Consider the following 25,104-nt stretch of genomic DNA (forward strand, 5'->3'; position numbering starts at 1 on the left):
CGCCCTGTCACGACAGGGCGCATCTATAAATGCGGATTATTAGGTCTGTGATTCGCTCATTCCCGTTCCAGGTGCCGTGCATCAGAGCTGACCGCTTCCATGATTGATACCAGTTCTTCCAACAAGTCGGCGTGGTGTTGCTGCAGATAAGCCGCGATCGCATCATTGCGCAGGATTCGCAACAAATACCCCTTCGCGACCACCAAGATCAGCATGGTCTCACCCAGAGTGTCCTCGACCTGCTTGTAGTCGTGCTGAAGATTCTCCATCTCCCGTTCCATCCGCGCGATGTCGAGCGCGTTGTTCTCTGCAGACGGTTTTCGTTGCTTGTCGACCAGCATTTCCGGTCGAGTCGCTGCTAGCACCATCTGTGCGTAATTGAGCGTGAAGCAATTGGCCGAAATCATCATTTCGACCGTTTCGATCTGCCGCATCGGCTTCATCTTTCTCAATACGCGAAATATGTCCTGCGCGACCATTCTGACCTTCAGCATCTCAACGACTTCTGGTGCGATGCCTTCCAGCAAATTGCGTCTGTGGTGGATGCGCTCGACACTTACACCCAGTACTCGGGCAATCCGGGCCGGATCAATCCCTTTCTTCAGCGCTGCAAGAATCATCTTGTGTTCTTGAATGGGCGTTAACCGGTTGATCTGACGGTTATAAGTGAAGCCTTCATCGTCGGTTGATATCAGGCACAGCGCATCTACCCCACCGAGCTCCTTGAGCGCCTCCAACCTGAGGTGCCCATCAAGCAGAATGTAGGATGCGACGCCTTGATCTAAAACCGGCTGAGGGTGAACGGCCAACGGCTCCACCACGCCGAGTTCTCGGATAGAGCTAAGAATGCAGGCGTACTTCTTGCTGCCCTGAATACCCTTGTCCACCTGGCGCGTCGGCAGGATGCGATCCAAACCGATCGCCACAACCTGCTGCTCGAAGCCCTGCTTCACCTGTCTCATCAGCAAGCCTCGCCATGGATACGATCAGCCAATGGTCGAGGCATATCCTGAATATCTTGATTGCGAAGCAGCGCGGCGAAATAGTCATCGGCCAGCAGTTTTCTCACGGCTGTGACGATGATCAGCAAGCGCTGCTCATTGATATCCGCCTTTTTGATCATCACCTTCTGGCGTCGGACTTCGGCCTGGTAGGTACTGAGTAGTTTTTGAGGCGTAGTAGGTCGATCCGTGTGCCCGTGCTGCCCATAGCGCTTACCAAGTGCGCTGCGCCTGTCGATCAGTCGTCGCACCTTGATCAGTTGCTCGCCCTTGAGCACGCCGGTCTCGTAAGCCTCAATCATCGCCTGCTGAATTTCGCCATCATCAGAACGGGCGATTTCCGCGGCGATTTTGATTGGCAGCCATCCCTTCTCTACCGCCGAGATCAGTCGCTCTTCTCCCTGGCGTAGCAACAGCAGGATGCAGCTGACATAGGTAGGATCCAGACTCGTCTTGGTCGCGATATCTTTAATCGAGTAGCCCCGCTCCGACAGAATCTGAATGGACATCAGCAGGTCGCGATTGGAGTGTTTTCTGCGAGCGAGATTTTCAACCAGGCTGATCAGGAAGCGATCCGCCTCGCTTGCGCTCACCACAATGCAAGGAATGCTCTCTTCTCCAAGTGCCTGGAACGCTTCGAGCCGCCCCTGCCCGCAGACGACCTCGAAGTGTTCACTGCCTGCAGTATCTTGGATGCAGGTCACCGTGATAGGCCGTTTGAGTCCTATTGTGGCGATGTTTTCCACCAGCTTGGCAAACACCTGCTTGTTGCGTACGCGAGGGTTGAGCACCCTGATTTGTTCCAGCGGGATAAGCCTTATGGTTGAGGCTCCGGAAATATGGAGCGGCTTCTTGGTCGATAAGTCGGTCGTCACGCTGCCCTCCTGTGCGCACTGCGGCGCGACAATTGCGCAATAATTTCCAGAGAATCGAACCGATAGATCTCTACGTCTGCGCGGTTGTTTTCGGCGACTCGCAATTGGGAAGCGGTCATGTCGACTGTTGGAAGCACGTAATAATCAATCGCGCGTTCCTCACCTTCGCTCATGCGCACCGCAACCGTCAGATCAGGTCCCAGCCCCAGATCAAACCGAATCTTCCATCGTCTGGCCCCTGCAGACGTGAATTGACATCGACATAAAACAATAGAGAGCCGGATTTCCTGGTTGATTGCCAGCATCCCAGTATCGGGTTCGATATCAACACGCCCGCCAACCGCGCGAATCTGCTCAATCGTCTGCTGTAGAAGGTCAGGATGTAGCAGGCGCAACCGTCTATTGGCTTCCAGATACTGATAGTCCCGGCCAGGGGTGTAGCCGATCAGTGAATAGCAGCGCAGCAGACTGCCGAATCGGTATTTGTAAGCACTACTCGATGGGAAGCCCTCTGCCTCGTCAATAACGAGCCCTGACAAGCAACCGCAGCGCTCATGAATGATTTTGAGCAAGCGAAGCATTTCTTCATCCGGCATACGATAAGAACGTGCATGAATGATTTCTTTCGCGGCCCTAAACTGCAGCTCGCTCACGATCGGTGGGTGGGTTCCATCGGCCCTCACCCAGTTCTCGGGGTCGTTTCTCGTCCGTGCTTGCTTGAGTTTGAAGGACGTACGATTCCACACGTTGTTGCCGATGTACTTTTCATTGATCAGCACCTGGTGAACAGCGCCACGTGTCCATGGCCGAGACCGATCGGTCAGAATGCCGCGAGCATTCAGCCGCTGAGCGATTTCGCCCTCGCTTCTGCCTTCGTCAACGAATAGGCGGTAGATTTGCTGGACGACGTCGACCTCCTCCTCTGGGCCGGGCACGAGTATCACTCGGTCAGTCTGAATGCTCTTGTGCTCGCCGAGAGCCAGATCGTATTTCGGAACCCCGGACGCATCGACTAGGTGACGACGCAATCCGTATCCGGCCGGACCTCCCTGTCGATAACCCATTTCGATCAGTCGCGACTGTCCTGCGAAAACCTTTACCGAGAGTTCCCGGCTGTACTCTCCAGCCATCATTCGCTTAACGCTTTTGATGATATTGGAGACGGGAGAGCCGTCGTTGCTGAACTGCTCGGCGCAATATTGAACCGAAACGCCCATCTGACGGCATCGGACCTCGTAGCTGGCGCTGATATCAGGGTCCTGAAATCGCCCCCAACGGCTGACGTCATAGACCAGTATTGTCGTATAGCTTGCCTGCCCACTTTCAACGTCGTGGAATAGCTGCTTCAGGGCATCGCGGCCTTCGAGTAGAAGCCCGCTTTTGCCCGCGTCCGTGTACACCCGCGTTATTTGCATGGCATGCGCGGCCGCGTAAAGCTTGATGGTGTCGAGCTGGTTTTCGGTTGAGTACTGCTGGTGTTCAGTCGACATCCGCACGTAGGCGGCTGCTAGCAACGGCCGGGGCATATCGCCTGCAGCGTCAACGGTGATAGTAGGCATCGACAACTCGCTCCCGACAGGATCATCGTCTCGATGACGGCATAGGTATTTGTTCAGTCGCCTCGAGCCGTCTTTAGCTTTCGAAACGATAGAAGACCGAGGGCGGAAAAATGAGTACGAAAACGGGCAAAGTTTTTCTGAATCATGAGCAGTACGCGGTGGACATCGCGACAGCGCTACGACAAGAGCTTGGCAGCACTCACCAGGCCGCCAAGACCTTAATGCGATGGACTAATGCAAACGAGCGGACCGTAAAGAATTGGATGGCGGGCGCAAGTGGGCCCCGTGGAGAACATCTGATCGCACTGATCAAACATTCGGACGTCGCTCTGGCGGCAACCCTTGCAATGGCCGACCGCCCCTTCGCAGGAACAGTTCTAGAGCTACCGCTGCTGCGAAGAAAGTTGCAGGCGGCCGTGGAAGGTATCGATGCCTTTCTTTATCTGGGTGGCGTGCAGGTGCGATGAGCTAAAAGACGCCTAACTTGGAGATCCGAACACCTCTGGACGATCGAACGCCTCACAACCTGAGCGGGACGCGCTTTACCTGCTGGCTGTTGGCCGCTACCGTGCCGCACTTGGACAACACGGAGGTTTTCCAGTGATAACGAGTCGTCAATCCTTGGCCGCACGCGTAGAACTTCAGCGCGCATTTTCGCCCCTTGCATGCAGTTATCTCCACGAACGGTCGAGCGTTCGACTGCGAGTTTATGAGCGTGACACTGGCCAGACGCAACTCATCGTGGCGGGAATACCGGTATCACAAGTTGCAACGAGCCAAGGTTTGGCGAAGCTGATACGGGAGCTGCGGGATGAGCTCGATGGATCAACATTCAGGCGTAGCTGAGCGGCGGTGTTCAGCAGTCCGGACCTATCATTATCGACACTCGATCGTACTCATTGCTGTCGGCATCGGATGAGCGAAGTGAGTCCGGACGCTTACGCAAAGATTCGCTTCACTGAAAATCACGGCTGCGAACATCCAAGCCAGTGAGCAGGTGGGTCAGGTTACGCATCCTACCGGCGATAATGTGCCGCACTCCGCTTTGATACTCCAGGCGTCCGTTGACCTGCATAAGCTGAGACTCCAGAAGTTCGCGCCGCTGACGCTCGCCGAGGTCGGCCCAGAACACGACGTTCATCATCCCGTGCTCGTCTTCCAAGGTTACAAAGATCACGCCGCTTGCCGTTGAGGGTCTCTGCCTGCCCGTCACGAGCCCCGCCACCGCGATATGACGGCCATGCTCGACACCGGCCAAATCACTCGAACTCTTGCAGCCCATTGATCGCAAAGTCTCCCGCAACAGGGACAGCGGGTGCGGGCCGAGGGTAGTACCTAGCGTTTCGTAATCGGTGTACAGATTCTCGGCTACGGAGGGTGCAGGCAACGCAAAATCGGCCTCCTCTTGACGCTCGGCTGCTGCGAACAAGGGCAGTTGCGGTTCGATACCGGCCACGCTCCATCTGGCCTGATGACGGTGCCCTGCGAGGCCTTGTAGTGCGCCTGCGTCGGCCAGCTGTGCACGAGCGCGGTTATCCAGTTTTGCCCGCACGCAAAGATCTGCAGTATCCCGGAAGCCCCTGCCTGCCCTGGCCGCCTCGATACGGCGCGCATCCTCTTCTCGAAACCCACGAATCATCCGCAGCCCCAGGCGTATGGCCGGCTGTTCGCCCTCGTCTGGCTCAAGCGTGCAATCCCAGTCCGAGTGGAGTACATCAGCGGCGCGCGTCGAAATCCGGTGCCGGCGGGCGTCCTGAAGGATTTGATCCGGGCTGTAGAAACCCATGGGCCAGCTATTGATCAAGGCGCAAGCGAAGGCTGCCGGCTCGTGGCACTTGAGCCAGCAGCTGGCATAGGTCAACAGCGCAAAGCTTGCGGCGTGCGATTCGGGAAAACCGTAGCTGCCAAAACCCTTGATCTGCTCGAACACCTTTTCGGCGAATTCGACCGGGTAGCCGCGTGCGAGCATGCCCTCCATCAGTCGCTTCTGGTGCGGCTCAAGCCCACCGTGGCGCTTCCAGGCGGCCATGGAGCGGCGCAGCTGATCGGCCTCCCCCGCACTGTAGCCTGCTGCGACGATGGCCAGCCTCATCACCTGCTCCTGAAACAGCGGCACGCCCAGAGTTCGCTCGAACACCTCCTTGAGGTCCTCGGATGGATAGACAACCGGTTCCTCACCGTTTCGACGCCTCAAATAGGGATGAACCATGTCACCAACGATGGGGCCCGGCCGTACGATCGCCACTTCGATGACCAAATCGTAAAAGGTCTTGGGTCTGAGCCTCGGCAACATGGCCATCTGAGCTCTGGACTCGATCTGAAACACCCCAACCGTGTCGGCCCGGCTGATCATGCGGTAGGTAGCTGCATCCTCGGCCGGAATGGTCGCAAGCGTCAGATCGCGCCGATCGTAGCGGCGCAGCAAATCGAGCGTTCGGCGTATGGCAGTCAGCATCCCGAGCGCGAGCACATCAACCTTCAGCAGGCCAACGGCATCCAGATCATCCTTGTCCCATTGGATGATCGTGCGATCGGGCATGGCGGCATTTTCAACCGGCACCAAGGTATCTAACGGCTGTTCAGAAATGACGAACCCGCCCGGGTGCTGCGACAGGTGCCGTGGAAAACCAATCAGCTCGTCAGTAAGGACCAGTACCCGGTGAAGGATCGGGCTCTCCGGATCGAAGCCCGCCTCGACTAGACGCTCGACCGGTGGCAGCCGATCCGTCCAGCGGCCACCACAATCGGCCAGCATCTTGACCTGATCAGGCGGCATGCCAAGCGCCTTGGCCACATCGCGGACCGCGCCGGCAAAATGGTAGGTGCTGGCCACAGCGGTCAATGCAGCACGCGCGCGTCCGTAGCGCTGGTAGATGTACTGGATGACTTCCTCGCGTCGCTCGTGTTCGAAATCGACGTCGATATCCGGCGGCTCGTTACGCTCTCGCGATATGAAGCGTTCAAACAGCATGCTCATGCGGGACGGATCCAGCTCGGTAATACCCAGGGCAAAACACACCGCCGAGTTGGCTGCCGAACCGCGTCCCTGGCAAAGAATCGATCGCCCACGAGCGAAATGAACAATGTCCCTGACCGTAAGAAAGTAGCTCTCATAGCCAAGCTCAGCGATCAGCTCCAGTTCGTTTTCAAGCTGAGCACGGGCCTTTTCCGGGATACCTTCGGGCCACCGCCAACGCGCGCCCTCCTCCGTCAGTTGCCGCAACCAGGCCGTAGGTGTGGTGTTTGCCGGAACGACTTCGTGAGGATACTGATAGCGCAGCTCACCAAGATCGAATGTACAGCGTCTGGCAATGCGCAGTGACTCTATAAGCGGTTCGGCTGGGTATAGCTCGGCAAGTGCGGCGACTGGCCGAAGGTGGCGCTCACCGTTCGGATAAAGGTAGTGACCCGCTTCGGCTACAGGGACATGGTGACGGATCGCTGTGATGGTGTCCTGCAGCGCACGCCTACCCCTGGCATGCATATGCACGTCTCCCGTAGCGACCAGCGCGATGCCGAGCTCATGCGCAACCGCTCCGAGCTGCGCCAGACGTGAGGCATCGTTTGGCCCCCGGTGAAGCTCGGCGGCCAGCCAGACCCGATCGGGAAACCGCTCAAGAAGCCATCGACCCTGTGCTGGGACTACCTCAACGGCCGGCACCCATAATGCAAGTAGCCCTTCAAGCGGTGCGGTGAGGTCGTCCGGTTCGAGCCTGTAATGACCCTTCTCCGAACGCCGACGCGCTAGCGTGATGAGTCGGCACAGTGCCTGGTATCCCGCCAGGTTCTCAACCAGCAGGACGATTTTGGGTCCACCTTCCAAGGTGATCTCACTGCCGATGATCAATGGCAGCCCTACGGCTTTGGATGCCTGCCAGGCCCTGACGATACCCGCCAGGGTGCATTCATCGGTGATTGCCAAGGCTGCATAGCCGTGAATCTTGGCTCGTTCGAACAGTTCGCGCGCACTGGACGCGCCTCGCTGGAAACTGAAGTTCGATAAACAGTGAAGCTCGGCGTAGCCGGGCGAAGCCGCTGCGATAGAAGAAACCATGGAAGGCAACACGATACTGTATGAATAAACAGTAGATCGAATTTGGATATCGCAGGTCAATTGAAAAACGAGGTGTGCGACGGTCGGAGGAGCGCATGTGCGGAGGAATCGAAGCGCGGGATGCCGAGAAGAGCTACAAGGTGTATTTCCCCTCACCCAAGGCGGCAATCCCGGTTTTGGGCGAAGGCGGTGAGGATCTCGGCTGGGTACGCTGGGGGCGGCGCAAGGGCGAGCCAGGCGCGAGCCCGCAGGGCGGATGGGCGAAGCTCGAAACCATCGAGCGCGGCGGATGGGAGCGCTACAACCCGCAGCGTGTCCACGGCCTGGTACATCGTTTCATGGAAAAGGATGCCGAGCGGGTATCGCACTGGTTCGACGTTGAGCCAGGTTACGCCTTGCAGTGCTTGCTCGTAGGCCAAGGAGATGATCGCAGGCTCTATGTTGTGACGAGCTCCCCTTCCCCCGAATACGCCTGGCTCCATGATCGCTGGCCGCTGGTCACCCCTATCCCCCAATGAACGCGGAGGCGATAGGTGCAAGCCTGGGCATCATTTTTATGGCAGGGCTGCAGACGTGCATAGGCTGCGCCAACGGTGCCGTCACCGGTGATTTACTCGATTGAGTGACGAGTTGCCTCGCTTCGTCTCGCCGTGGAAGGCGCGGACCGGATTTACATCCGCAGTTTCATAGCAATATAAATGCACTCAACTGGCATTATTATTCTTTTGCCGAATATAAGGATGGGCATCACACTCTCTTCCGCTCACCTCAGCGCCCATGACCTCAGGCAACGAGGTAGACCCCATCAGAGGGCAAAGCGATCACTAGGTGGGCAAACCATCTTCTTGCATGCAACGGAAGTATTCATGTCAAACGTGAGCGTCACCGCCTCTTCCATCGATACCTACAACTACCGAGTCGTTCGCCAATTCACCCTGATGACTCTGGCATGGGGCATTCTCGGCATGGGCTTGGGGGTGTTTATCGCTGCTCAGCTAGTCTGGCCGCAGCTCAATTTCGACCTACCCTGGACCAGCTTTGGCCGCATCCGGCCGCTCCATACCAACCTTGTGATCTTTGCATTTGGAGGCAATGCATTGTTCGCAACGTCCTTATATGTCGTTCAGCGCACCAGTCGGGCGCGGCTCGTCTCGGACGACCTGGCCCGTTTTGTTTTCTGGGGTTGGCAGACGGTAATTGCCGCCATGTTGGTGAGCTACCCGCTGGGCTATACCACGTCTAAAGAATATGCCGAAATGGAGTGGCCAATCGCGCTCTTGGTCACTGGCGTCTGGCTTGCCTACATGTATCTGTTCTTTGGCACCATCGCTAAGCGCACGGTCAGCCACATTTACGTCGGAAACTGGTTCTACGGGGCGTTCATCATTGTCACGGCGATGGTCCACATCGTTAATCACATGTTGGTGCCGGTCACACTTCTAAAGTCCTATCCGATCTATTCAGGCGCCACGGACGCGATGGTGCAGTGGTGGTACGGGCACAGCGTGGTTGGCTTCATTCTTTCGGTCGGATTTCTGGGCATGATGTATTACTTCGTACCCAAACAGGCCGAGCGGCCGATCTATTCCTATCGACTATCGATCGTGCATTTTTGGGCGATTATCACGCTATACATATGGGCCGGCCCGCATCACCTGCACTACACCGCACTGCCGGATTGGGCGCAGAGCTTGGGCATGGTGATGTCGATCATCCTTCTGGCACCGAGCTGGGGTGGCATGATCAACGGAATGATGACCCTATCTGGTGCCTGGCATAAGCTGCGTACCGACCCAATCCTTCGCTTTCTAGTAGTGTCTCTGGCGTTCTACGGCATGTCGACCTTTGAAGGTCCGATGATGGCGATCAAGACCGTCAATGCGCTGTCCCACTACACCGACTGGACCATTGGCCATGTACATGCCGGCGCCCTGGGCTGGGTGGCCATGATCAGCATCGGTACGCTGTATCACATGATCCCCAAGCTCTGGGGGCTGAAACAGATGCACAGCGTCAAGCTGATCAACGCACATTTTTGGTTGAGTACCATTGGAACCGTTTTGTACATCGCCTCAATGTGGGTTAACGGCATCACGCAAGGCCTGATGTGGCGCGCAATCAACGAAGACGGCACGCTCACCTATTCCTTCGTCGAAGCGCTTGAAGCCAGTCACCCTGGCTACGTGGTGAGGCTGGCTGGCGGCGGTTTGTTTGCCTTTGGCATGTTGCTCATGGCCTACAACACCTGGTGCACGGTGCGCGCCGGTAAAAGGGCGGTACATACGCCCCTTCAAAACCTCGCGAATACGGTGCAGGCATGATGCTTCTGGGCCTGTTGACCGTGGTGATCGTCGGTTGTGCGATTTTGACGGTCACGACGATGACCGACCACGATGCGCAGCAGACGGCGCTGCTACCCTTCGCCGACGACCCTGAAGCGGCGAAGACGATGAGCGAAGAAACCGGGTTGGTGTGCGAGAAGATCATACGGCCGGCTCCCGAACCGGCGCCGCCATATCATTTCGAGGCGTAGTTCGCCGACCGCTTAGACCGCGCCATCTGACCGGTGCAGATCGCTAGAACAGCTGCCTCTATCCAGGCGCCACGGCTTTGCGGCCATGGCCTCGAAGACAGACATCCTAGCTGTTGTGACTGGAGAGCGCGCCAATTGGCTTGGCACGTAACCTTTGCGCTTGAATGTAGGCATCCTTTGACGGGGCCAGATGCCCACGACATAGCGCCACCAAACACTCCCTATCGGCGCCACGCAGGGCATCAATCAGCTGCCAATGTTCCTGACGAGAGCGCTCCAACTGCGCTGGCATGACAATGGTCGATGACCGTATGGAATGCGCTCGCTGGGCATGGTTGCTGATGGCTTCGACAAGCACGGGATTGTCCGCAAGGCTGAAAAGCTCGCGGTGAAATCGCACATTTAGCCGAAACACCTGCCGAAGGTCGCCCTGCCTAACCGCGTCATCGTGAGCACTCTGGATAGCCAGTAGCGGCTGGAGCCGCTCTTCAGAAACGGGCAAGTTGATCAATCGCATGCAATGCGTCTCGAGCAGCTCACGAACCTCGTAAAGGTGCTCAACCTCCTCCACCGTGTACGCCTTTACCAGGGCACCGACGTTTCGCTTGCGTTCGACCAGCCCCATTTGCTCAAGCTCACCGAGGACGTTGCGAACGACGTGACGCTTGAGGCCGAATCGCGCCATCAACTCATCCTCAACCAGCCGCTCGCGCGGGTGAAGCGAGCCAAGCACGATCTCCTCCTCAAGCGTTGCGATCACCGATTCCGAACTGCACGGCCCCGCCGGGTGCGTTGATTTCTGCGTGTCATTCAAGGTGGCGTTCCAGGTTCACTTAACTAACAGCCCGACTATAGAGGGATTCTAAAGGCTGCTCAATGAACAGCCCGGTGCGGGTTGTCAGCGTGCACAAGTCATGGCTAAATGGCGTTCCGCGATTATTGATAATAATATCAACAAAGGTAAACCTTATGGTGGACAAGAGAACTGACGACGCCGTGGTCGTACCCACGGGGTTGCGCAAAGGCCTGACGAACTATGGGGACACGGGGTTCTCGCTGTTCCTTCGCAAAGCCTTTATCAAGGGCGCTGGCTATACCGACGATGCCCTGGACCGAACCATCGTCGGGATCATCAATACGGGCAGTGGATTCAATCCATGTCACGGCAATGCGCCCCAGTTGATCGAGGCGGTTAAGCGCGGCGTGATGCTCGCGGGCGGCCTGGCGATCGATTTCCCGACAATCTCTATCGGCGAGAGTTTTTCATCGCCCACAAGCATGTATCTGCGCAACCTCATGTCGATGGACACCGAAGAGATGATTCGCGCTCAGCCCATGGACGCCGTCGTGCTCATTGGTGGATGCGACAAGACCGTTCCGGCGCAGCTGATGGGGGCAGCCTCGGCAAATATTCCCACCGTTCAGCTGATCACCGGCTCCATGCTTACCGGCGGACACCGTGGCGTTCGTGTTGGCGCCTGCACGGACTGCCGCCGCTATTGGGGGCAGTATCGTGGACAGGAGATTGACGAAGCCGAGATTGTCGAGGTGAATTCAAAGCTCGTCGCAAGCGTTGGCACATGCTCGGTAATGGGCACCGCAAGCACAATGGCCTGCATAGGCGAAGCGCTCGGCATCGTGCTCCCCGGCGGCGCGACGCCGCCGGCGGTTACCTCCGACCGCATGCGGATCGCCGAACTCACCGGAAAGCAGGCCGTCGAGATGGCCCGGACCGGACTTACGCCGGACAAGATCCTCACGCCCAAGGCCTTTGAAAACGCCCTGCGCGTACTGCTCGCAATCGGCGGCTCGACCAATGGAATCGTGCATTTGACCGCGATTGCCGGACGCATGGGCTACGACGTTGATCTGGAGGCCTTTGACCGAATGAGCAGGGACACCCCGGTGCTCGTCGATCTGAAGCCGTCCGGTCAACACTATATGGAAGATCTGCACCGCTCAGGCGGACTGCAGACAGTGCTTCGAGAGCTGCGCCCGCTGCTTCACCTTGATGCGCTTACCGTTACCGGCCGCACCCTGGGCGAGGAACTGGACGATGTGCCGGCTTTTGCCCAGGAGGTGGTGCGTAGCGTAAATAACCCGATCTATCCGGTCGGCGGCATCGCGTTCTTGCGCGGAAGCCTCGCCCCAGAGGGGTCAATCATCAAGCAGTCGGCCGCCGATGCGACACTGATGGAGCATGAAGGCCGTGCGGTCGTCTTCGAGAACTCCGAAGACCTGGCACTACGACTGGATGACCCGGATCTTGACGTTAATGCTGACGACATCTTGGTGCTTAAGAACATCGGTCCAATAGGCGCCCCCGGCATGCCCGAGGCGGGTTATCTGCCTATTCCGAAAAAGCTCGCCCGTGCGGGCGTTAAGGACATGGTCCGAATATCGGACGGCCGCATGAGCGGCACCGCAGCCGGCACGATTGTGCTGCATGTCACCCCCGAAGCGGCATTGGGCGGCCCTCTGGCACTCGTACAGAGCGGCGACCGCATCCGACTGAGCGTATCTCAACGCAGCATTGATTTGCTGGTAGCCGATGAGGAATTGGAACGCCGTCGCGCCGCGCTCGTGTTGCCGACGCCCCAGAACGCCGAACGTGGCTACCGCAAGCTGTTCTTCGAGCAGATCACTCAGGCAGATGAAGGCTGCGATTTCAAGTTTCTACGCCCGCCAACCATGCAGGGCCGTATCCCCACCACCCCGCACGACTGACACCTCTCAAACCTTCCTGGCGCGCCGGTCTATACCGGCGCGCGTTTACGCTCCGCACAATAACAATTGGAGTTTGTATGGAAAGCAATGCCCTGATACTGACGGTCACTGCATCATCGATCGTCGCGCTGCTTCTGTTGATCGTAAAATTCAAGCTGCAGCCTTTTCTTGCACTGATCCTCGTGAGTCTTGGAGCGGGCCTGGCCATCGGCATGGCGCCACAGAATCTGCTCGATTTCGTGGTCAAATCAATGGGAGGCACGCTGGGCTTCGTTGCATTGATCATCGGCCTAGGCTCCATGTTTGGCGAGATGCTGCGCGTCTCCGGGGGCAGCGAGCGCCTGGCCCTGACGCTGATAAATAAATGCGGCGATCGCACTGTGCCCTGGGCATTGGGACTTGTTGGATTTCTCGTCTCGATCGCGGTATTCATTGATGTGGCCATCGTTATTCTGGTGCCGCTGATCTATGGCATCGCAAGGCGCACCGGCAAATCGCTGCTCTACTACGGCATTCCTCTGTGCGCAGGGTTGAGCGTCACCCATACCTTTCTGCCGCCTACGCCCGGCCCGATCGCTACGGCAAGCATTCTTGGCGCAGACCTTGGCTGGGTCATCATCTGGGGCGTGATTGCGGGGCTCCCGGCGATGGCTGTTGCCGGCCCGCTGTTCGGGAAATTCATCTCGAATCGAATCTTCGTACCGGTGCCCGAGTACATGGTGCAGGGCGAAAGCAAGTTCGATGACCCTAGCAAGCTTCCAGCATTCAAGGGCGTTGTTCTCACCCTGCTGCTGCCGCTGGCACTGATCCTCGGAAACACGTCGGCCGAAATGCTGTTGGCAGAAGGCAATCCGTTGCGCGACATATTGATGTTTATCGGTAACCCGATCATCGCGTTGCTGCTGACCACGCTCCTGACCTTTTGGGTATTCGGACACAATCGCGGCTACTCGGCCGACCAGCTGCAGAAGATAGCGACCAAGGCGCTGGAGCCGGCCGGGATAATTATCCTGATCACGGGCGCAGGCGGCGTGTTCGGCAAGGTGTTGGTCGAGTCGGGCGTGGGCAAGATCCTGGCTGATGCCATGCAGGACATGAACATGCCCCTAGTCCTTTTCGGCTTTACCACTGCGGCCATCATGCGTATTTCGCAAGGCTCGGGCACGGTTGCGATGATCACCGGCGCGAGCCTGACCGCACCAGTCGCGCAGCTGCTTGGCGCCAGTCCGCAAATGCTTGCCCTGTGCACAATCGCTATTGCCTGTGGCGGTGCCGCCTTCTCTCATGTCAACGACTCGGGTTTCTGGATGGCCAACCGGTACTTCGGCATGAGCGTCTCGGATACCCTCAAATCCTGGACCGTGATGAAGACACTGGTCGGGCTTACGGGGCTGTGCATATGCCTTGTGATTAGCTTGTTCATTACATGAACGCGATCGGTGGGGGGCAGACATGTCGTCAGCAATGGGCGTCTGTAACCTGGCCCGTTTGAGCGCAATAGACACCTAACCGATAAGCCCCGCTCGATGCGGGGCTTTGCTTGCCGGCGCTGTCTGGCTTGATGCCTATTTCGTTTTCTCAAGGACGTATTGAAAAAGCATGTTGCATCCTGTGTCCGAACGACCGTCGCGCTCTGAGCTCTATTGATACAAGACCGTACAGAGGACCACATCATGGACAATTATCATATCCTGCCCACTGACGCTGGCTGGGAGCTGCGAAAGGAAGGTGCAGTCAGAGCATCCAAGACAGCCAGCACGAAGGGCGAGCTAATCACGCTCATGGGGACCTTCATGGAAGGTAAGACGGCGTCGGTCAAGATCCATAAAAAAGACGGGGCGATTCAGGAAGAACGCACGTATCCAAGGGCAGCGGATCCTCGCCAGACCAAAGGCTGACCTGAGCATTTATACTTAATACTCTGCTTTACAGGCCGCTAGTGGGTCCATTGATTTAGTCAGGTGACATGATGGTAACCCCTCGCCCCGCACTTCCGCGTGCGCGATGGGATGACGACGGTTATACGAGGCCCCGGGTCAATAATGAAATCCCTTCCCCCAGTTCCGAATGCGTTCACCAGCGTGGTCGCCAGCAGATACTTTGAGCTGAACAATCCCAATAACTCAAAAGGTTTGCTTCTGGAGGTCGGCGCTCCTCTCCAGGACGTAGTCACCGTGTCCGGCAACGATTGGAGGTGTCCGATTCGTATCACTGAGGCCGGATTAGAGCAGGTGGTTTCTGTATGCGGGGTGGATTCATTCCAGGCGCTGCACCAAGCCTTCCGCTGGGTGACGGCTGAAGTACAGCGACGCGAGCGCGACACTGGGTTGCAGCTGCTCTTTCTTGGAATGCCATACGATCCCGAGACTCACCTACCTCAGACAAATGGATCTAACCCAAGTTAGCAGCTGTTACCGCGCCCGCCCCTTGTGCCTAATTTCTACTGCAATTGGCCAGCCATGCCACTTGCAGTAAGACGGCACCACCCCAAGCAGTGCTAATGATCGGCGTTACTCCGCACGAAAAAAGACGTTTGACCCCCACGAGTCGACCGTTGTATTGCGGGCGGTTGGATGTGCGCCGAGCGTAAAGTCGAATTTTGAATCAGGCGATGTATCTTTGATCAATGAGAGCCAAAAGGAACACTGATGTTCGCGATCGACCAACTGCTTCTGTTAGCCGCAATTCTGATCCTGTTTGGTGTTCTTTCCAGCAAGCTTTCGGCCCGCCTGGGTCTTCCTGTATTGGTTCTCTTCTTGCTCACCGGCATGCTTGCGGGCGAAAACGGGATCGGAGGCATTGCGTTCGACAATGCAGCTGCGGCCCATGCGCTCGGCACGCTTGCGTTAGCAATGATCTTGTTCGATGGCGGGCTTCAGACCCCGGTCTCATCCATCAAGATGGTCTGGAAGCCTGCGTCGGTACTCGCTACGGTCGGTGTAATCGTTACGGCTACGATCGCCGGCCTGGCGGCCGCGTGGATGCTTGGTCTGCCTGTCCTAGAAGGCATGCTGCTCGGCGCCATCGTCGGCTCGACGGACGCGGCGGCGGTATTCTCGCTTCTGAGGAACGCCGGGATCCATATCAACAAGCGCCTCAAATCAGTGCTGGAAATCGAGAGTGCCTCCAACGATCCCATGGCGATCTTCCTCACGGTGGGTTTGCTAGAGATATTGGTGAACGGCTTACCGATTGGATGGGGCCTGCTTCAGCTCTTTGTAATGCAGATGGGGATTGGTGCCCTGGTTGGTCTAGGAATAGGCTGGGCCGTCCTGAAACTGCTGCACCGTATTCAACTGGTAGCCTCAGGGCTGTATCCGGTTCTGGTCACAGCTGGCGGACTCCTGGCCTACGGTGTCGCCGCTAATCTGGGCGGCAGCGGCTTTCTCGCGATCTTTATCGCAGGCGTCATGATCGGCAATCAGAAGTTCCTGTTCCAGCGCAGCACGTTCCTCTTCATGGATGGGCTGGCTTGGCTCGGCCAGATCACCATGTTCGTTGTACTGGGATTGCTGGTTCATCCGGCATCATTGTTGGAGGTATGGTTCGAAGGTTTGGTGATTGCTGTGGTTTTGGTTCTGGTAGCGCGCCCTCTTGCCGTCGCGCCTGTACTGAAGCTGTTTGGATTCAATCTCAGGGAAACGGCGCTTGTATCTTGGGTAGGCTTGCGAGGGTCGGTACCTATTATTCTGGCCATTTTTCCGTTGCTGTTCGGCCTGCCAAACGCGCCTCTGATCTTTAACGTGGTTTTCTTCGTCGTGCTTATCTCAGCTACAGTCCAAGGATCAACGCTGCCTCTGGTTGCTCGCAAGCTAGGATTGACCGAAAAGCCGCCAGCCGCGCCGGCCGCCACGCTCGAAATTAGCGCTCTTCAGGACGTAGATGCAGAGATCGTGAAATATACCTTGGGCGACGATACGCGGGCAGCCGGCCGGCTGCTTTCGCAGATGGCGCTTCCTGAAGGCGTAGTCGTCGCCATGATCACAAGAGGGACTTCCGTCATTCCGCCTCGGGGATCGACGACTCTCGAACCTGGGGATCATTTGTTTGTTGTGCTCAAGCCGGAGAATCTAGCGTTCGTCGACTGCGTGTTCTCTCAAGCGCTGGAAGCAGCTCAAAGTGATTTGCCCGACCAAGAGCTCAGGCTCAAGGGCAGCACAAAGCTCGAGAACGTATGGTCATCGTACGGCATTGATTTGGCTACGGACAAAAGCCAGACACTCGATCAATTTCTGAAGGATGCGCTGGGAGCAGATCTTCGGCCCGGAGCGGAGCTTTTGGCTGGGACCGCGCTGCTCTCAGTGCGCGAGCAATTGCACGGACGTATTACAACGGTCGGAATTCGTGCATTTTCAGACTAAACGGCGCATTCAAAAAAGGGTAATGGCAAAAGGTCCAGTACGTCCCTGTACTTCCGGCTTCGCCACCATGCATCTTCTATCGAGCACCTCGCCGAAGCCTACCTGAGGCAGTGGCTCGTTCTCGCACCACGTCACAGCGTTATCAATGTTGTGGGCGGTAAGCACGTCCGCCTAGCTTTCAAATTTTCTACTGTCGTATGAACAGCAAGAAGATCGATAAGCGCGCGTTGCAACTACCTCATTCTGCGATTGGAGATTCTGACTCGCTAGATATTGCGGGTAATAGCTTCTTCCATTCGTGCGGAGCCTACGAGTTCTCGCTGAGCAGTGCAGTGCAGTGCAGTGCAGTGCAGTGCAGTGATTGGTTGGAGGATTTTCAGGTATTAAACAGCATGCACTTTAGGGCTGGGGTAACAAGAGCCTACACGGTGGAACCCGGACACCGACATGATCTTTCTGAACCCGTCGACTCGTCCGGTCCTCATGAAGGACAGCTTCTGGCCGATCGCGGTCATTCGGTGTCCGCCTCCGGCCCTAAGCCGGCCCGGACCATTGCAAGCTAGCCCGCAGATTCAGGTACTACTGCAAGCCGGGGGTTGGGGTCACATGTATGTTCCTGATCCGCAGTTTGCACGCCTGGCCTCCGCCATATGCCGAGCAGCTATTGCTGAAGCGTCACCAGGTTGCCGCTGCCGCTCTGGGTCGCGCTCAGGCTATTGCGAACGCCACGCTGAATCACAACTAACCGATTCATGCTCCATGACTGCGTGATGGTGGCCGCCTGGCCGACCCCAGACTGAGCGATATCGATCGCGTTACCGTTGCCCTGACTAATAGCCGTCACGTGGTGAGAGTGCCCGATCTGGCTCAGTACGAAATCAAGGCCGTCTCCTGTCTGTTCATAAAACAGCTCATTGTCATTGCCGAGCTGAGCCACCGATATCAGGTTGTCGTTACCCTCCTGCGTCATAGATTGGTCGCTACCATCAAGGGTGCCGTTAACCACATTGGCTGTGCCTGATTGGTAGATATCGATGTCATTGTCGTAGCCATATTGGCGGGCGCGGGTCAGGTTCGATTCGCCCACCTGAATGATGGAGGCAGTATTGTATTCGAGCGCCTGCTGGCTCAAGGCGTAGTTGTTATTGCCTACCTCGCTAATCGTGATATCCGAGTAATTATTGTGAAAATAACTCTGATCCGCGTGCGCTTCGTTGTTGTCGCCTTCTTGTCGAACAGCGCTCACCAACTGAGTACCGGACTCGAAGGTGCTCGCCCAATTCCCACTACCACGCTGATAGATTGAGGTCACGCTGGCTGAGCCAAAGGGCTGGGTCACGCTGGCGTGATTATTGCTTAAAATGGTCTCGAATGCCGCCGACGCGTTACTCACTAGCCTCTGATGAGCCCCTCCGGTGTTGCCGTTACCTTCCTGGTAGGTTGAGATCGATGAGTCGATACTGTCGACCTGAGAGTTGTAATGGTGGTTGTTATTGCCGACCTGCTCGGTGCTGGCCGCACTTCCGCTACCCCCGAGCTGCAGGACCCACGAACTGTCGCCATCACCCTGCTGGATGTCGACGAGCTCGCTCCCGGTGCTCACCTGTCGAATCACGGAAGTGTTGAAATCCCCTGCCTGAACATGGCCAATGCGATTGCCAATTCCTGCCTGGCTGATCTTCGCGTCATTGGCATTGCCTTCCTGAGTCAGCTCGAGGCTATTGCTTGAGCATGAGCAAATACAACCTGCACCGCCAAGATGGGGGCGTTAGAGAGTTTGACGAGCGTCATGACTAGTCACTCCGTATGGGTTACGCAGCAATCGAGGGACAGCGTTGGGCGATGCGAACAAGCACTTGAACGTAAGCTGGTAAAGGAACGCTCATGGTTGAAACAGTCCGGCCGGCAAGAATGATTTGACAACGGCGGGTGCGGCAGTAGCTGTTGAGTCTTTCGCCTGTGAAACACCTATAAAGCCGCCCGATAGGGCCCGGCCTTCCGGCCGCGTTGTCGAGCTTTCGGGCTCTCGTCCCTTCGGACTTTGATAGTGCCCTCCCCCTGGTCGGCTGAGGCCTGCGCGCTCCGTTTGCCCGTCCGTGCCAGAGAGTGGGTATGGGGCGTTCTTGCTGGTTCCTTCACCTTGTCACGGCGTGCTCGCCGTCAAGGGCTGCACGCGCAGGGCGCGTTTGCGGCCGAGGGCCGGCGGTGCCCCTGTGACCGCTTGCGCTGCGCCGTGCCGGGTCGGTTCCGGGCAATTTCGCCCGAGCAACCGGAGCACGATGCCATGGCACAGTTTTCATTTTCCTTCGACGCTTCCCTCCTCGTTCGAGATGATCAGGGTCACTACCTGCCTGCAACGGCCGAACAGATCCTTGAAGCGGCACGTCAGGTCGTCGACCAGAAGGTGCGCCGCGGTGCTCCGTTTACGTCGCCTGATATCGTCAAGGAGTACCTGGGTGCCAAGCTCGCTGGATTCGAGCACGAGGTCTTTGCGGTGCTGTTTCTAGACAGTAGAAATCGTCTGATTCGTTACGTTGAAATGTTCCGGGGGACCATCGACAGCGCCTCTGTGCATCCGCGTGAAGTGGTCAAGGAAGCCCTTAAGCTAAATGCGGCAGCCGTAATCTATTCGCACAACCATCCAAGTGGGCATCCGGATCCAAGCGAGGCGGACAAGGTGCTGACCGGCCGGCTAAAAGAGGCTCTGGGTCTTGTAGATGTCCGGACCCTAGATCACATCATCGTGGCCGGCCACGAGCGGGTGTCGTTCGCAGAATTGGGACTGCTTTAGGGCAGCGGGGGCTTCGGCCCCCTTTTTGTCCCATTGCAATCAGGCGCCATGGGCCGGGCTTTCAGACCATCGCCGTCCCCTATCAGCTGCCATGGCCCAATCGATTAATTGATTTGAGTGACCCAAAATCCCGGACCAAGTGATAGGAGCAGCACGCCGTTGCTGCCGTATTGCCTGAAAGGTAGACTAACCAGGTTAGCTAACCCGGAGAACGGCATGACGGTCGAGAAGAATCCGAACGATGGTCCCAAGACCGTCAATATCCATGACGCAAAGACGCACCTCTCGCAGCTGATCCTCGAGGCCAGTCAGGGTAATCCCTTCGTGATTGCGAAGGCCGGAAAGCCGATGGTAAAGGTAGTTGGCATCAACCAGGAACCCAAACCGCGGCTTGGCATGCTCCGTGGGGCTTACGTGGTTCCAGTGGATATCGATTCGCCTTTTCAGGATGAAATCGAGGCGATGTTCCAGGTATGAAGCTGTTGCTAGATACTCATATCCTCCTATGGGCGTGTGCCGAGCCCGCGTCGCTGCCTGCCGAAGCCGTCGATCTCATCGAAGACCGGAGCAACGAGCTGATTTTCAGCGCAGCCAGTATCTGGGAAGTCGCCATTAAGAGTGCAATGGGTAAGGCCAGCTTCCGGTTCGACCCGGCCGTACTCAGAAGAGCCCTGCTGGACGCCGACTACCGGGAGCTGGCCATGACAGGGCAACATGGCATCGCAGCGGCCGCACTTCCGCCCATCCACAACGATCCGTTCGATCGGATGCTGATTGGGCAGGCGCTTACGGAGGGTTTCGTTCTGGTAACCAAGGACCACGCCATCGCCAAATACTCCGGTCCGATCAGGCATATCCAGTAGCATCAAATGGGAAGTGTCGGCCTCGCCTAAACCGACTTGGCGACGCGGCTCCGATGCACAAGTCGCCAGCCGGCCAAGCTACAGATGCACCTATCTGGATGAACGGGATATAGGCGCCACCCATATTGCGCACTGACCTTGTAGCTAATATGTGGGCAACCTAAGAGCCATCTATGCTGTTGGTATACCCGCTTGTGGCACTGCACCGACATGAAATCAAACGAACGAGACAAGCTGCTTCAGATCCTGAAGGATCGCTTCGAGAACAATAGGAACCGCCATCCGGATTTCGCGTGGGATGAGATCGAATCAAGGATTGAATCCCGGTCCGACCTTCTGCTTTCGCTCAGTTTGATGGAGACAACGGGGGGCGAGCCGGACGTTGTTGCTTTCGATCATGCGCAAAGCCGGTACACGTTCTGCAACTGCTCAGCCGAGAGCCCGAATGGTCGTAGGAGCCTGTGTTACGACCAGGCGGCACTCGACCAACGCAAGGCCAACAAGCCTCAAGGTGGCGCCGTCGAGGTCGCGGCCGAAATGGGCGTTGAGTTGCTGGACGAACAGCAATACCGAACCCTGCAACTGTTCGGCGAATTCGACACCAAAACCTCCAGCTGGGTAACGACACCCAAAGGCATTCGCTCGCTCGGGGGCGCACTATTCTGCGATCGCCGCTACGGTGTGGTATTTACCTACCACAACGGCGCACAGTCGTACTACGCGGCCAGGGGATTTCGCGCCCTTCTCCACATCTGATCAGCGTCGCGCCTCGGTAGCAACCGTCTACGCCGGGCGGGGTCGGACGAGCTGACGCGGGTCTTGGCTGTAGCGTGATTAGCGAGCATCACGAGATGGCGCAATCATCCCGCTTGCATATCGTGAACTCGACAGTCAGGACATCGCCTTGCTTGCCGGCCGGATGGTCGCTTGGCGCGCGATGGACGGCCTCCACTGCGCTGTCTGCAAAGGTCTCGGCATAGAAAGTTGCCGCCTCGAGTGCGGTGCCGTCATACCAGAGGCAGATGGTGTTCTTGCTGGTCATCTTGAGGCTCCACTGATCACTGATAGATGAATGTAGCCGAGCAGGTAGCCTGCTGACGGCGGGACACAGCGTCCGTCGTTCGCTCGACGCTGTCGGACGCGAACGCTGTCAATCTGCCGCGCATAGGCGGGACGAGTCCGCTTGGGCACAGCCGGGGATCTACCCAGCCACCACCGCATCGCCGACAACGGCCTGGTTGTCCGGCGGCGCAGACGCCTCCGCGATGCGTGGCGGAGCCTTGGGTCGGGCGTACATGGACGTCAGATACGCTTTCAACCTCGGTGCGTCCTCGAGCAGTTGCTCTTCGTTCGCCCAGTCCAACGTATAAGCGGCGTTGAAGTCGGCTACGCTGACCTGATCGGCAACAATGAATGCGCGGTCCTGCATGTGACGATCGAGGACCGCAACCATTTCCAAGCATTCCTGCCTTGCCAGCTCGACATCCTGGGGCAATCGCTTCTCTGGCGGGTAAAGGAAGGTTTGACGGGCGATGCGCCACAAGGGCTGCTCGATCTCGGTCATCAGGAAGAAAATCCAGCGATACATCTGGGCCCGATCCTCCACTGACTCCGGGATAAAACCGGCTTGGGGATACTTCTCGGCCAGGTAGAGTTGAATCGCGGCCGATTCGGTTACCACCAGGCTTCCGTCGACCAGCACCGGGACCTTGGCAGCGGGGTTGAGCGCTAAAAAGTCTGGTTGTCGGTTTTCACTATCCACGATGCTCACGGGGTGCATTTCGTAATCCAGCCCTAGCTCGTTGAGTAACCAGATGGCGCGCAAAGCGCGGGTCGGGGGTGTTCCGTACAGTTTGATCATGGCCAGCTCCGTCGGGTTAAACAGACAGATTTCCGTCATTACCGATCTAGTCGTACAGCTCCCAATGAAATCGACACCTGCATCAAAATTCGTCGCGTTCGGTTTAGCCGGAGTTCTACGGGACGTGCCGCAACATGTCGGCCTTCATGTCGCACAGCAGCGCCCTGCCTCACCAGAAATCCGAAAGGTGCCAAGCGCGAGCGCGGCGGCCGAATCAGGTTCTGCGTTAGCGCTGCCCGTTATCGGCATGCCTACGCAGGCAAATGCAAACAAAGAGCTGTGTCTGAAAGCGCCCTTGGCCGACGAAGCTGCTCTAGGCTTGGTACAATTCGCAGCTTCCCCTTGGCCGACGAAGCTGCCCTAGGCTTGGTACAATTCGCAGCTTCCCCTGGGCCGCTGAGCTGGCTTAATCGAATAAGGAACTCACTGCCATGGCGTCCACGGATAAACAGCACAAGCGTGCCCAGCGGGCTAAGGCCAAAGCGCAGCAGAACCGTTCAGGCCGGAAAAAGGCCGGGCTCAACGCCTTGCATTCGCTGCTGGCCAATCCGCTGGTCAACGAGCCTTTCGATGATGTCGAAATCGACCTCAGCACCTTTGATTTCAAGGACATTGAAGAAAACGGCTTCGATCCGGCGCACTTCGACGATCTGTTCCAGGCGATGAAAGTTGGCGAAGGCATCAGCCTGCTCGCAATGTGCCTGATCTTCCTCCAGTACCCGGTGCTCGAGCTCGTGGTCGCTGAGGAATCCGAGGATGCTGCCATCGATTTCATGATGGGCTTGCTTATCGTCTATCGCAGTATGTTCCACGGCGACGACGAAGAAGCTGCGGTTAAATGGGTAGGCGGCGACACCTTCCAGCGCGCCTACAACGAAGCGTCGATGCTCCTGCAGAAGAAGTACAATCGCAGTGCCTCCCCTACTCGCGATTAGCCTGCAAACGGAACAGCCACCGCTGCCCCGCGGTCACGCCAAACAGTTCCTAATAACGGACCATCTGGCTGCCTCAGCTCGATTACCTGATGACACGTTGAACACTATCGCTGCGCAACAGCCCCCTGGAGACCAGGTGTTTCAGCTCGTCGCTGATCGCCTCGCGCTGCTTCTGGGGCGTCACCGGATCGACCATCAGATGCTGGCGATCACACCACAGCATCAATTGGCGCAGCCAGAAGGCTTGCAGTCCGTCCTTCGCGCCCAGGCGCGCCAGCAGGAATGCCAGTTGCTGCCAGCTGGGCAGCAGATGGAGCATTGCTTCACGGCGCGCCGGTGGCAGACCATGCCATCGCTGACCCAACATATCCTCCAGTTCAGGTGCCAGCCTTGACCAAGGTTGACTGCGTAAGCGCACGATTGCGGCATCAAATACACGGCCGGACGGATCATCCATAGCGTGGATGAGTTGAGGTAGATGCTCGTCACGCAATAGCCCCACCGCTGCGTGCCGGACGGTCGGATACGCCGAGCTCAGTGCTTCCATCAGCCACCTCGAGTCCAGCTCGACGTCAAGCTCCTTCGCTAGCCCAAGCACGCCTAGCCAACCCCGCTTCGTGCAAGGTCGTGCCTGGGTTAAACGCGTATGGAGCACCATTGCAGCATCAAGGCCATTCCGTGATGCAGCCCATCGCGCAAAACATCGGATGGCAGGCGAGGCATCCAGCAACGCCTCGCTTAACACGGCCTGTGGATCCTCGAGCAATGGCAGCAATGCACGCAGCACGCGCACGCGCACACTGGCGCCAGGTCGTACTGCCGCTTCGGCCAGTAAAGGCCGAGCCAGGGAAGGAGCCAACTCGCTGCAGGCTGATACGGCCATCAGGCGCACCGTAAGTTCTCGATGAGCGAGCGCAGCACTCAGGAGTGCCTCAGGCTCAGTACAGCCCTCCAGTAGTAACTCGAACAGATAGCGCGCAGCCCTACCCTGCCTGGTCAGGAAGTTTCGGTAGACCTCATCTCGGATGGCGGGCGTTTGCAACACGACGCGCGCGGCCATAAGCGTCGGGCCGTGATCAGCGCGTTGCCGCGCCCCCAGCGCAAGGAGTGGATCGAGAGCAAATAGCAACGCTTGCGTGTGGGATGCCGTCAGGTAGCGGTTCACTTCTGTTGCGGCGAGATCTCGTACCTGCGGCACCCAATCGTTGAGACGATAAATCAGGGCCACCAGCGCCTGCGGAGAAGGCGCGTGGCTGAGCTCCCTTACCGCCACCTCCCGCACGAAGCCATTGTAATGGCGGCTCAACTCCATCCACGTTGCACTATCGCCAGAGCTGGCGAGCAGTTCGAGCGCCTCGTTGCGCCGGTAGTCGGCCGGTGATCGGTTGGCCGCCTGCCTGCTCTTCAATCGATCCAGCCACCCTAATAATCCGCTCAACTCTAGACGCCTCTCACCACGTGAAAAGCCATTATCTACCTAGACATTGATGCTGATTGTGCGGCTGACCCCATCTGCGCGTCGTCTTGGCAAAACTGCAGGATCC

General features: G+C 57.5%; 24 protein-coding genes and 1 pseudogene. 16 read left to right on the forward strand and 9 right to left on the reverse strand.

Annotation, left to right across the window (positions count from 1 at the left end):
• Positions 1 to 56: 56 nt before the first annotated feature.
• The 3 genes from NA619_RS13090 to NA619_RS13100 are packed head-to-tail and all read right to left on the reverse strand — an operon-like array spanning position 57 to position 3,426.
• The gene (locus NA619_RS13090) at positions 57 to 962 is read right to left on the reverse strand and encodes a plasmid partitioning protein RepB C-terminal domain-containing protein (RefSeq protein ID WP_255962282.1); all 906 of its coding nucleotides are present in this window, start codon (positions 960 to 962) and stop codon (positions 57 to 59) included.
• Positions 962 to 1,876, reverse strand: a complete 915-nt coding sequence (locus NA619_RS13095) for a plasmid partitioning protein RepB C-terminal domain-containing protein (RefSeq protein WP_255962283.1) — start codon at positions 1,874 to 1,876, stop codon at positions 962 to 964. The genes NA619_RS13090 and NA619_RS13095 overlap by 1 nt, the downstream gene beginning before the upstream one ends.
• On the reverse strand, positions 1,873 to 3,426 hold the full coding sequence (locus NA619_RS13100; protein ID WP_423836834.1) for a recombinase family protein: 1,554 nt from the start codon (positions 3,424 to 3,426) through the stop codon (positions 1,873 to 1,875). Before NA619_RS13100 ends, NA619_RS13095 begins: the two co-directional genes overlap by 4 nt.
• A 119-nt stretch (positions 3,427 to 3,545) precedes the next feature.
• Here NA619_RS13100 and NA619_RS13105 point away from each other — a divergent pair, with 119 nt between their 5' ends.
• Together NA619_RS13105 and NA619_RS25225 are read left to right on the forward strand one after the other, a co-directional pair.
• Positions 3,546 to 3,902, forward strand: coding sequence for a hypothetical protein (locus NA619_RS13105; protein ID WP_255962284.1), 357 nt, complete (start codon positions 3,546 to 3,548; stop codon positions 3,900 to 3,902).
• Positions 3,903 to 4,035: 133 nt separating this feature from the next.
• A complete protein-coding gene (locus tag NA619_RS25225; RefSeq protein ID WP_423836832.1) occupies positions 4,036 to 4,281 on the forward strand; it encodes a DUF1652 domain-containing protein in 246 nt (81 codons plus the stop codon).
• A 109-nt stretch (positions 4,282 to 4,390) separates the two neighbouring features.
• Here the strand turns inward: NA619_RS25225 and NA619_RS13110 are convergent, their stop codons facing one another.
• Complete coding sequence (locus NA619_RS13110) at positions 4,391 to 7,489, reverse strand: error-prone DNA polymerase (protein WP_255962285.1); 3,099 nt, start codon at positions 7,487 to 7,489, stop codon at positions 4,391 to 4,393.
• 95 nt (positions 7,490 to 7,584) lie between these two features.
• Between NA619_RS13110 and NA619_RS13115 the strand changes: the two genes are divergently transcribed.
• The 3 genes from NA619_RS13115 to NA619_RS13125 all read left to right on the forward strand — a co-directional run bounded on the left by NA619_RS13115 (position 7,585) and on the right by NA619_RS13125 (position 10,022).
• Positions 7,585 to 8,007: a hypothetical protein gene (locus NA619_RS13115; protein WP_255962286.1), complete on the forward strand. Its 423-nt coding sequence runs from the start codon at positions 7,585 to 7,587 to the stop codon at positions 8,005 to 8,007.
• 348 nt (positions 8,008 to 8,355) lie between these two features.
• Positions 8,356 to 9,810, forward strand: a complete 1,455-nt coding sequence (gene ccoN / locus NA619_RS13120; protein ID WP_255962287.1) for a cytochrome-c oxidase, cbb3-type subunit I — start codon at positions 8,356 to 8,358, stop codon at positions 9,808 to 9,810.
• Positions 9,807 to 10,022: a hypothetical protein gene (locus tag NA619_RS13125; protein ID WP_255962288.1), complete on the forward strand. Its 216-nt coding sequence runs from the start codon at positions 9,807 to 9,809 to the stop codon at positions 10,020 to 10,022. The genes ccoN and NA619_RS13125 overlap by 4 nt, the downstream gene beginning before the upstream one ends.
• Before the next feature lie 106 nt (positions 10,023 to 10,128).
• On the opposite strand, the gene NA619_RS13130 is transcribed toward NA619_RS13125, so the two are convergent.
• Complete coding sequence (locus NA619_RS13130; RefSeq protein WP_255962289.1) at positions 10,129 to 10,836, reverse strand: GntR family transcriptional regulator; 708 nt, start codon at positions 10,834 to 10,836, stop codon at positions 10,129 to 10,131.
• Between the two features lie 155 nt (positions 10,837 to 10,991).
• On the opposite strand from NA619_RS13130, the gene NA619_RS13135 reads away from it, so the two are divergent.
• The 5 genes from NA619_RS13135 to NA619_RS13150 all read left to right on the forward strand — a co-directional run bounded on the left by NA619_RS13135 (position 10,992) and on the right by NA619_RS13150 (position 17,110).
• On the forward strand, positions 10,992 to 12,749 hold the full coding sequence (locus NA619_RS13135; RefSeq protein ID WP_255962291.1) for an IlvD/Edd family dehydratase: 1,758 nt from the start codon (positions 10,992 to 10,994) through the stop codon (positions 12,747 to 12,749).
• A gap of 77 nt (positions 12,750 to 12,826) precedes the next feature.
• A complete protein-coding gene (locus tag NA619_RS13140) occupies positions 12,827 to 14,179 on the forward strand; it encodes a gluconate:H+ symporter (protein ID WP_255962293.1) in 1,353 nt (450 codons plus the stop codon).
• Positions 14,180 to 14,422: 243 nt separating this feature from the next.
• Positions 14,423 to 14,647, forward strand: a complete 225-nt coding sequence (locus NA619_RS13145; RefSeq protein WP_255962294.1) for a DUF2188 domain-containing protein — start codon at positions 14,423 to 14,425, stop codon at positions 14,645 to 14,647.
• Between the two features lie 144 nt (positions 14,648 to 14,791).
• Positions 14,792 to 15,154: a DUF6968 family protein gene (locus NA619_RS25230; protein ID WP_423836833.1), complete on the forward strand. Its 363-nt coding sequence runs from the start codon at positions 14,792 to 14,794 to the stop codon at positions 15,152 to 15,154.
• 243 nt (positions 15,155 to 15,397) lie between these two features.
• Positions 15,398 to 17,110, forward strand: a complete 1,713-nt coding sequence (locus NA619_RS13150; protein WP_255962295.1) for a potassium/proton antiporter — start codon at positions 15,398 to 15,400, stop codon at positions 17,108 to 17,110.
• Between the two features lie 661 nt (positions 17,111 to 17,771).
• Here the strand turns inward: NA619_RS13150 and NA619_RS25125 are convergent.
• Positions 17,772 to 18,503, reverse strand: a complete 732-nt coding sequence (locus NA619_RS25125; RefSeq protein WP_255962297.1) for a hypothetical protein — start codon at positions 18,501 to 18,503, stop codon at positions 17,772 to 17,774.
• An 87-nt stretch (positions 18,504 to 18,590) separates the two neighbouring features.
• On the opposite strand from NA619_RS25125, the gene NA619_RS13160 reads away from it, so the two are divergent.
• From NA619_RS13160 to NA619_RS13180, 5 genes are all read left to right on the forward strand, one after another.
• Positions 18,591 to 18,839 (forward strand): hypothetical protein, encoded by a 249-nt coding sequence (locus NA619_RS13160; RefSeq protein WP_255962298.1) that lies wholly within the window; start codon positions 18,591 to 18,593, stop codon positions 18,837 to 18,839.
• A 555-nt stretch (positions 18,840 to 19,394) separates the two neighbouring features.
• Entirely contained in the window at positions 19,395 to 19,901 is a 507-nt protein-coding gene (gene radC, locus NA619_RS13165) for a RadC family protein (protein WP_255962299.1), read from the forward strand.
• 216 nt (positions 19,902 to 20,117) lie between these two features.
• Positions 20,118 to 20,378, forward strand: coding sequence for a type II toxin-antitoxin system Phd/YefM family antitoxin (locus NA619_RS13170; protein WP_255962300.1), 261 nt, complete (start codon positions 20,118 to 20,120; stop codon positions 20,376 to 20,378).
• Positions 20,375 to 20,764 (forward strand): type II toxin-antitoxin system VapC family toxin, encoded by a 390-nt coding sequence (locus NA619_RS13175; protein WP_255962301.1) that lies wholly within the window; start codon positions 20,375 to 20,377, stop codon positions 20,762 to 20,764. The genes NA619_RS13170 and NA619_RS13175 overlap by 4 nt, the downstream gene beginning before the upstream one ends.
• A gap of 210 nt (positions 20,765 to 20,974) precedes the next feature.
• Positions 20,975 to 21,520 (forward strand): DUF4256 domain-containing protein, encoded by a 546-nt coding sequence (locus NA619_RS13180; RefSeq protein ID WP_255962302.1) that lies wholly within the window; start codon positions 20,975 to 20,977, stop codon positions 21,518 to 21,520.
• A gap of 118 nt (positions 21,521 to 21,638) precedes the next feature.
• Here the strand turns inward: NA619_RS13180 and NA619_RS13185 are convergent.
• Positions 21,639 to 21,806 (reverse strand): annotated as a pseudogene (locus NA619_RS13185) (VOC family protein); the annotation flags it as partial.
• Between the two features lie 159 nt (positions 21,807 to 21,965).
• A complete protein-coding gene (locus NA619_RS13190; protein WP_255962303.1) occupies positions 21,966 to 22,625 on the reverse strand; it encodes a glutathione S-transferase family protein in 660 nt (219 codons plus the stop codon).
• A gap of 431 nt (positions 22,626 to 23,056) precedes the next feature.
• On the opposite strand from NA619_RS13190, the gene NA619_RS13195 reads away from it, so the two are divergent.
• Positions 23,057 to 23,560 carry a hypothetical protein gene (locus NA619_RS13195; protein ID WP_255962304.1) on the forward strand — a complete coding sequence of 168 codons (504 nt, stop codon included), beginning with the start codon at positions 23,057 to 23,059 and terminating at the stop codon, positions 23,558 to 23,560.
• 82 nt (positions 23,561 to 23,642) lie between these two features.
• On the opposite strand, the gene NA619_RS13200 is transcribed toward NA619_RS13195, so the two are convergent.
• Positions 23,643 to 24,998, reverse strand: coding sequence for a PBS lyase (locus tag NA619_RS13200; protein WP_255962305.1), 1,356 nt, complete (start codon positions 24,996 to 24,998; stop codon positions 23,643 to 23,645).
• Between the last annotated feature and the right edge of the window lie 106 nt (positions 24,999 to 25,104).

The organism is Stutzerimonas stutzeri (assembly GCF_024448895.1).
Lineage (GTDB): Bacteria > Pseudomonadota > Gammaproteobacteria > Pseudomonadales > Pseudomonadaceae > Stutzerimonas > Stutzerimonas stutzeri_Q.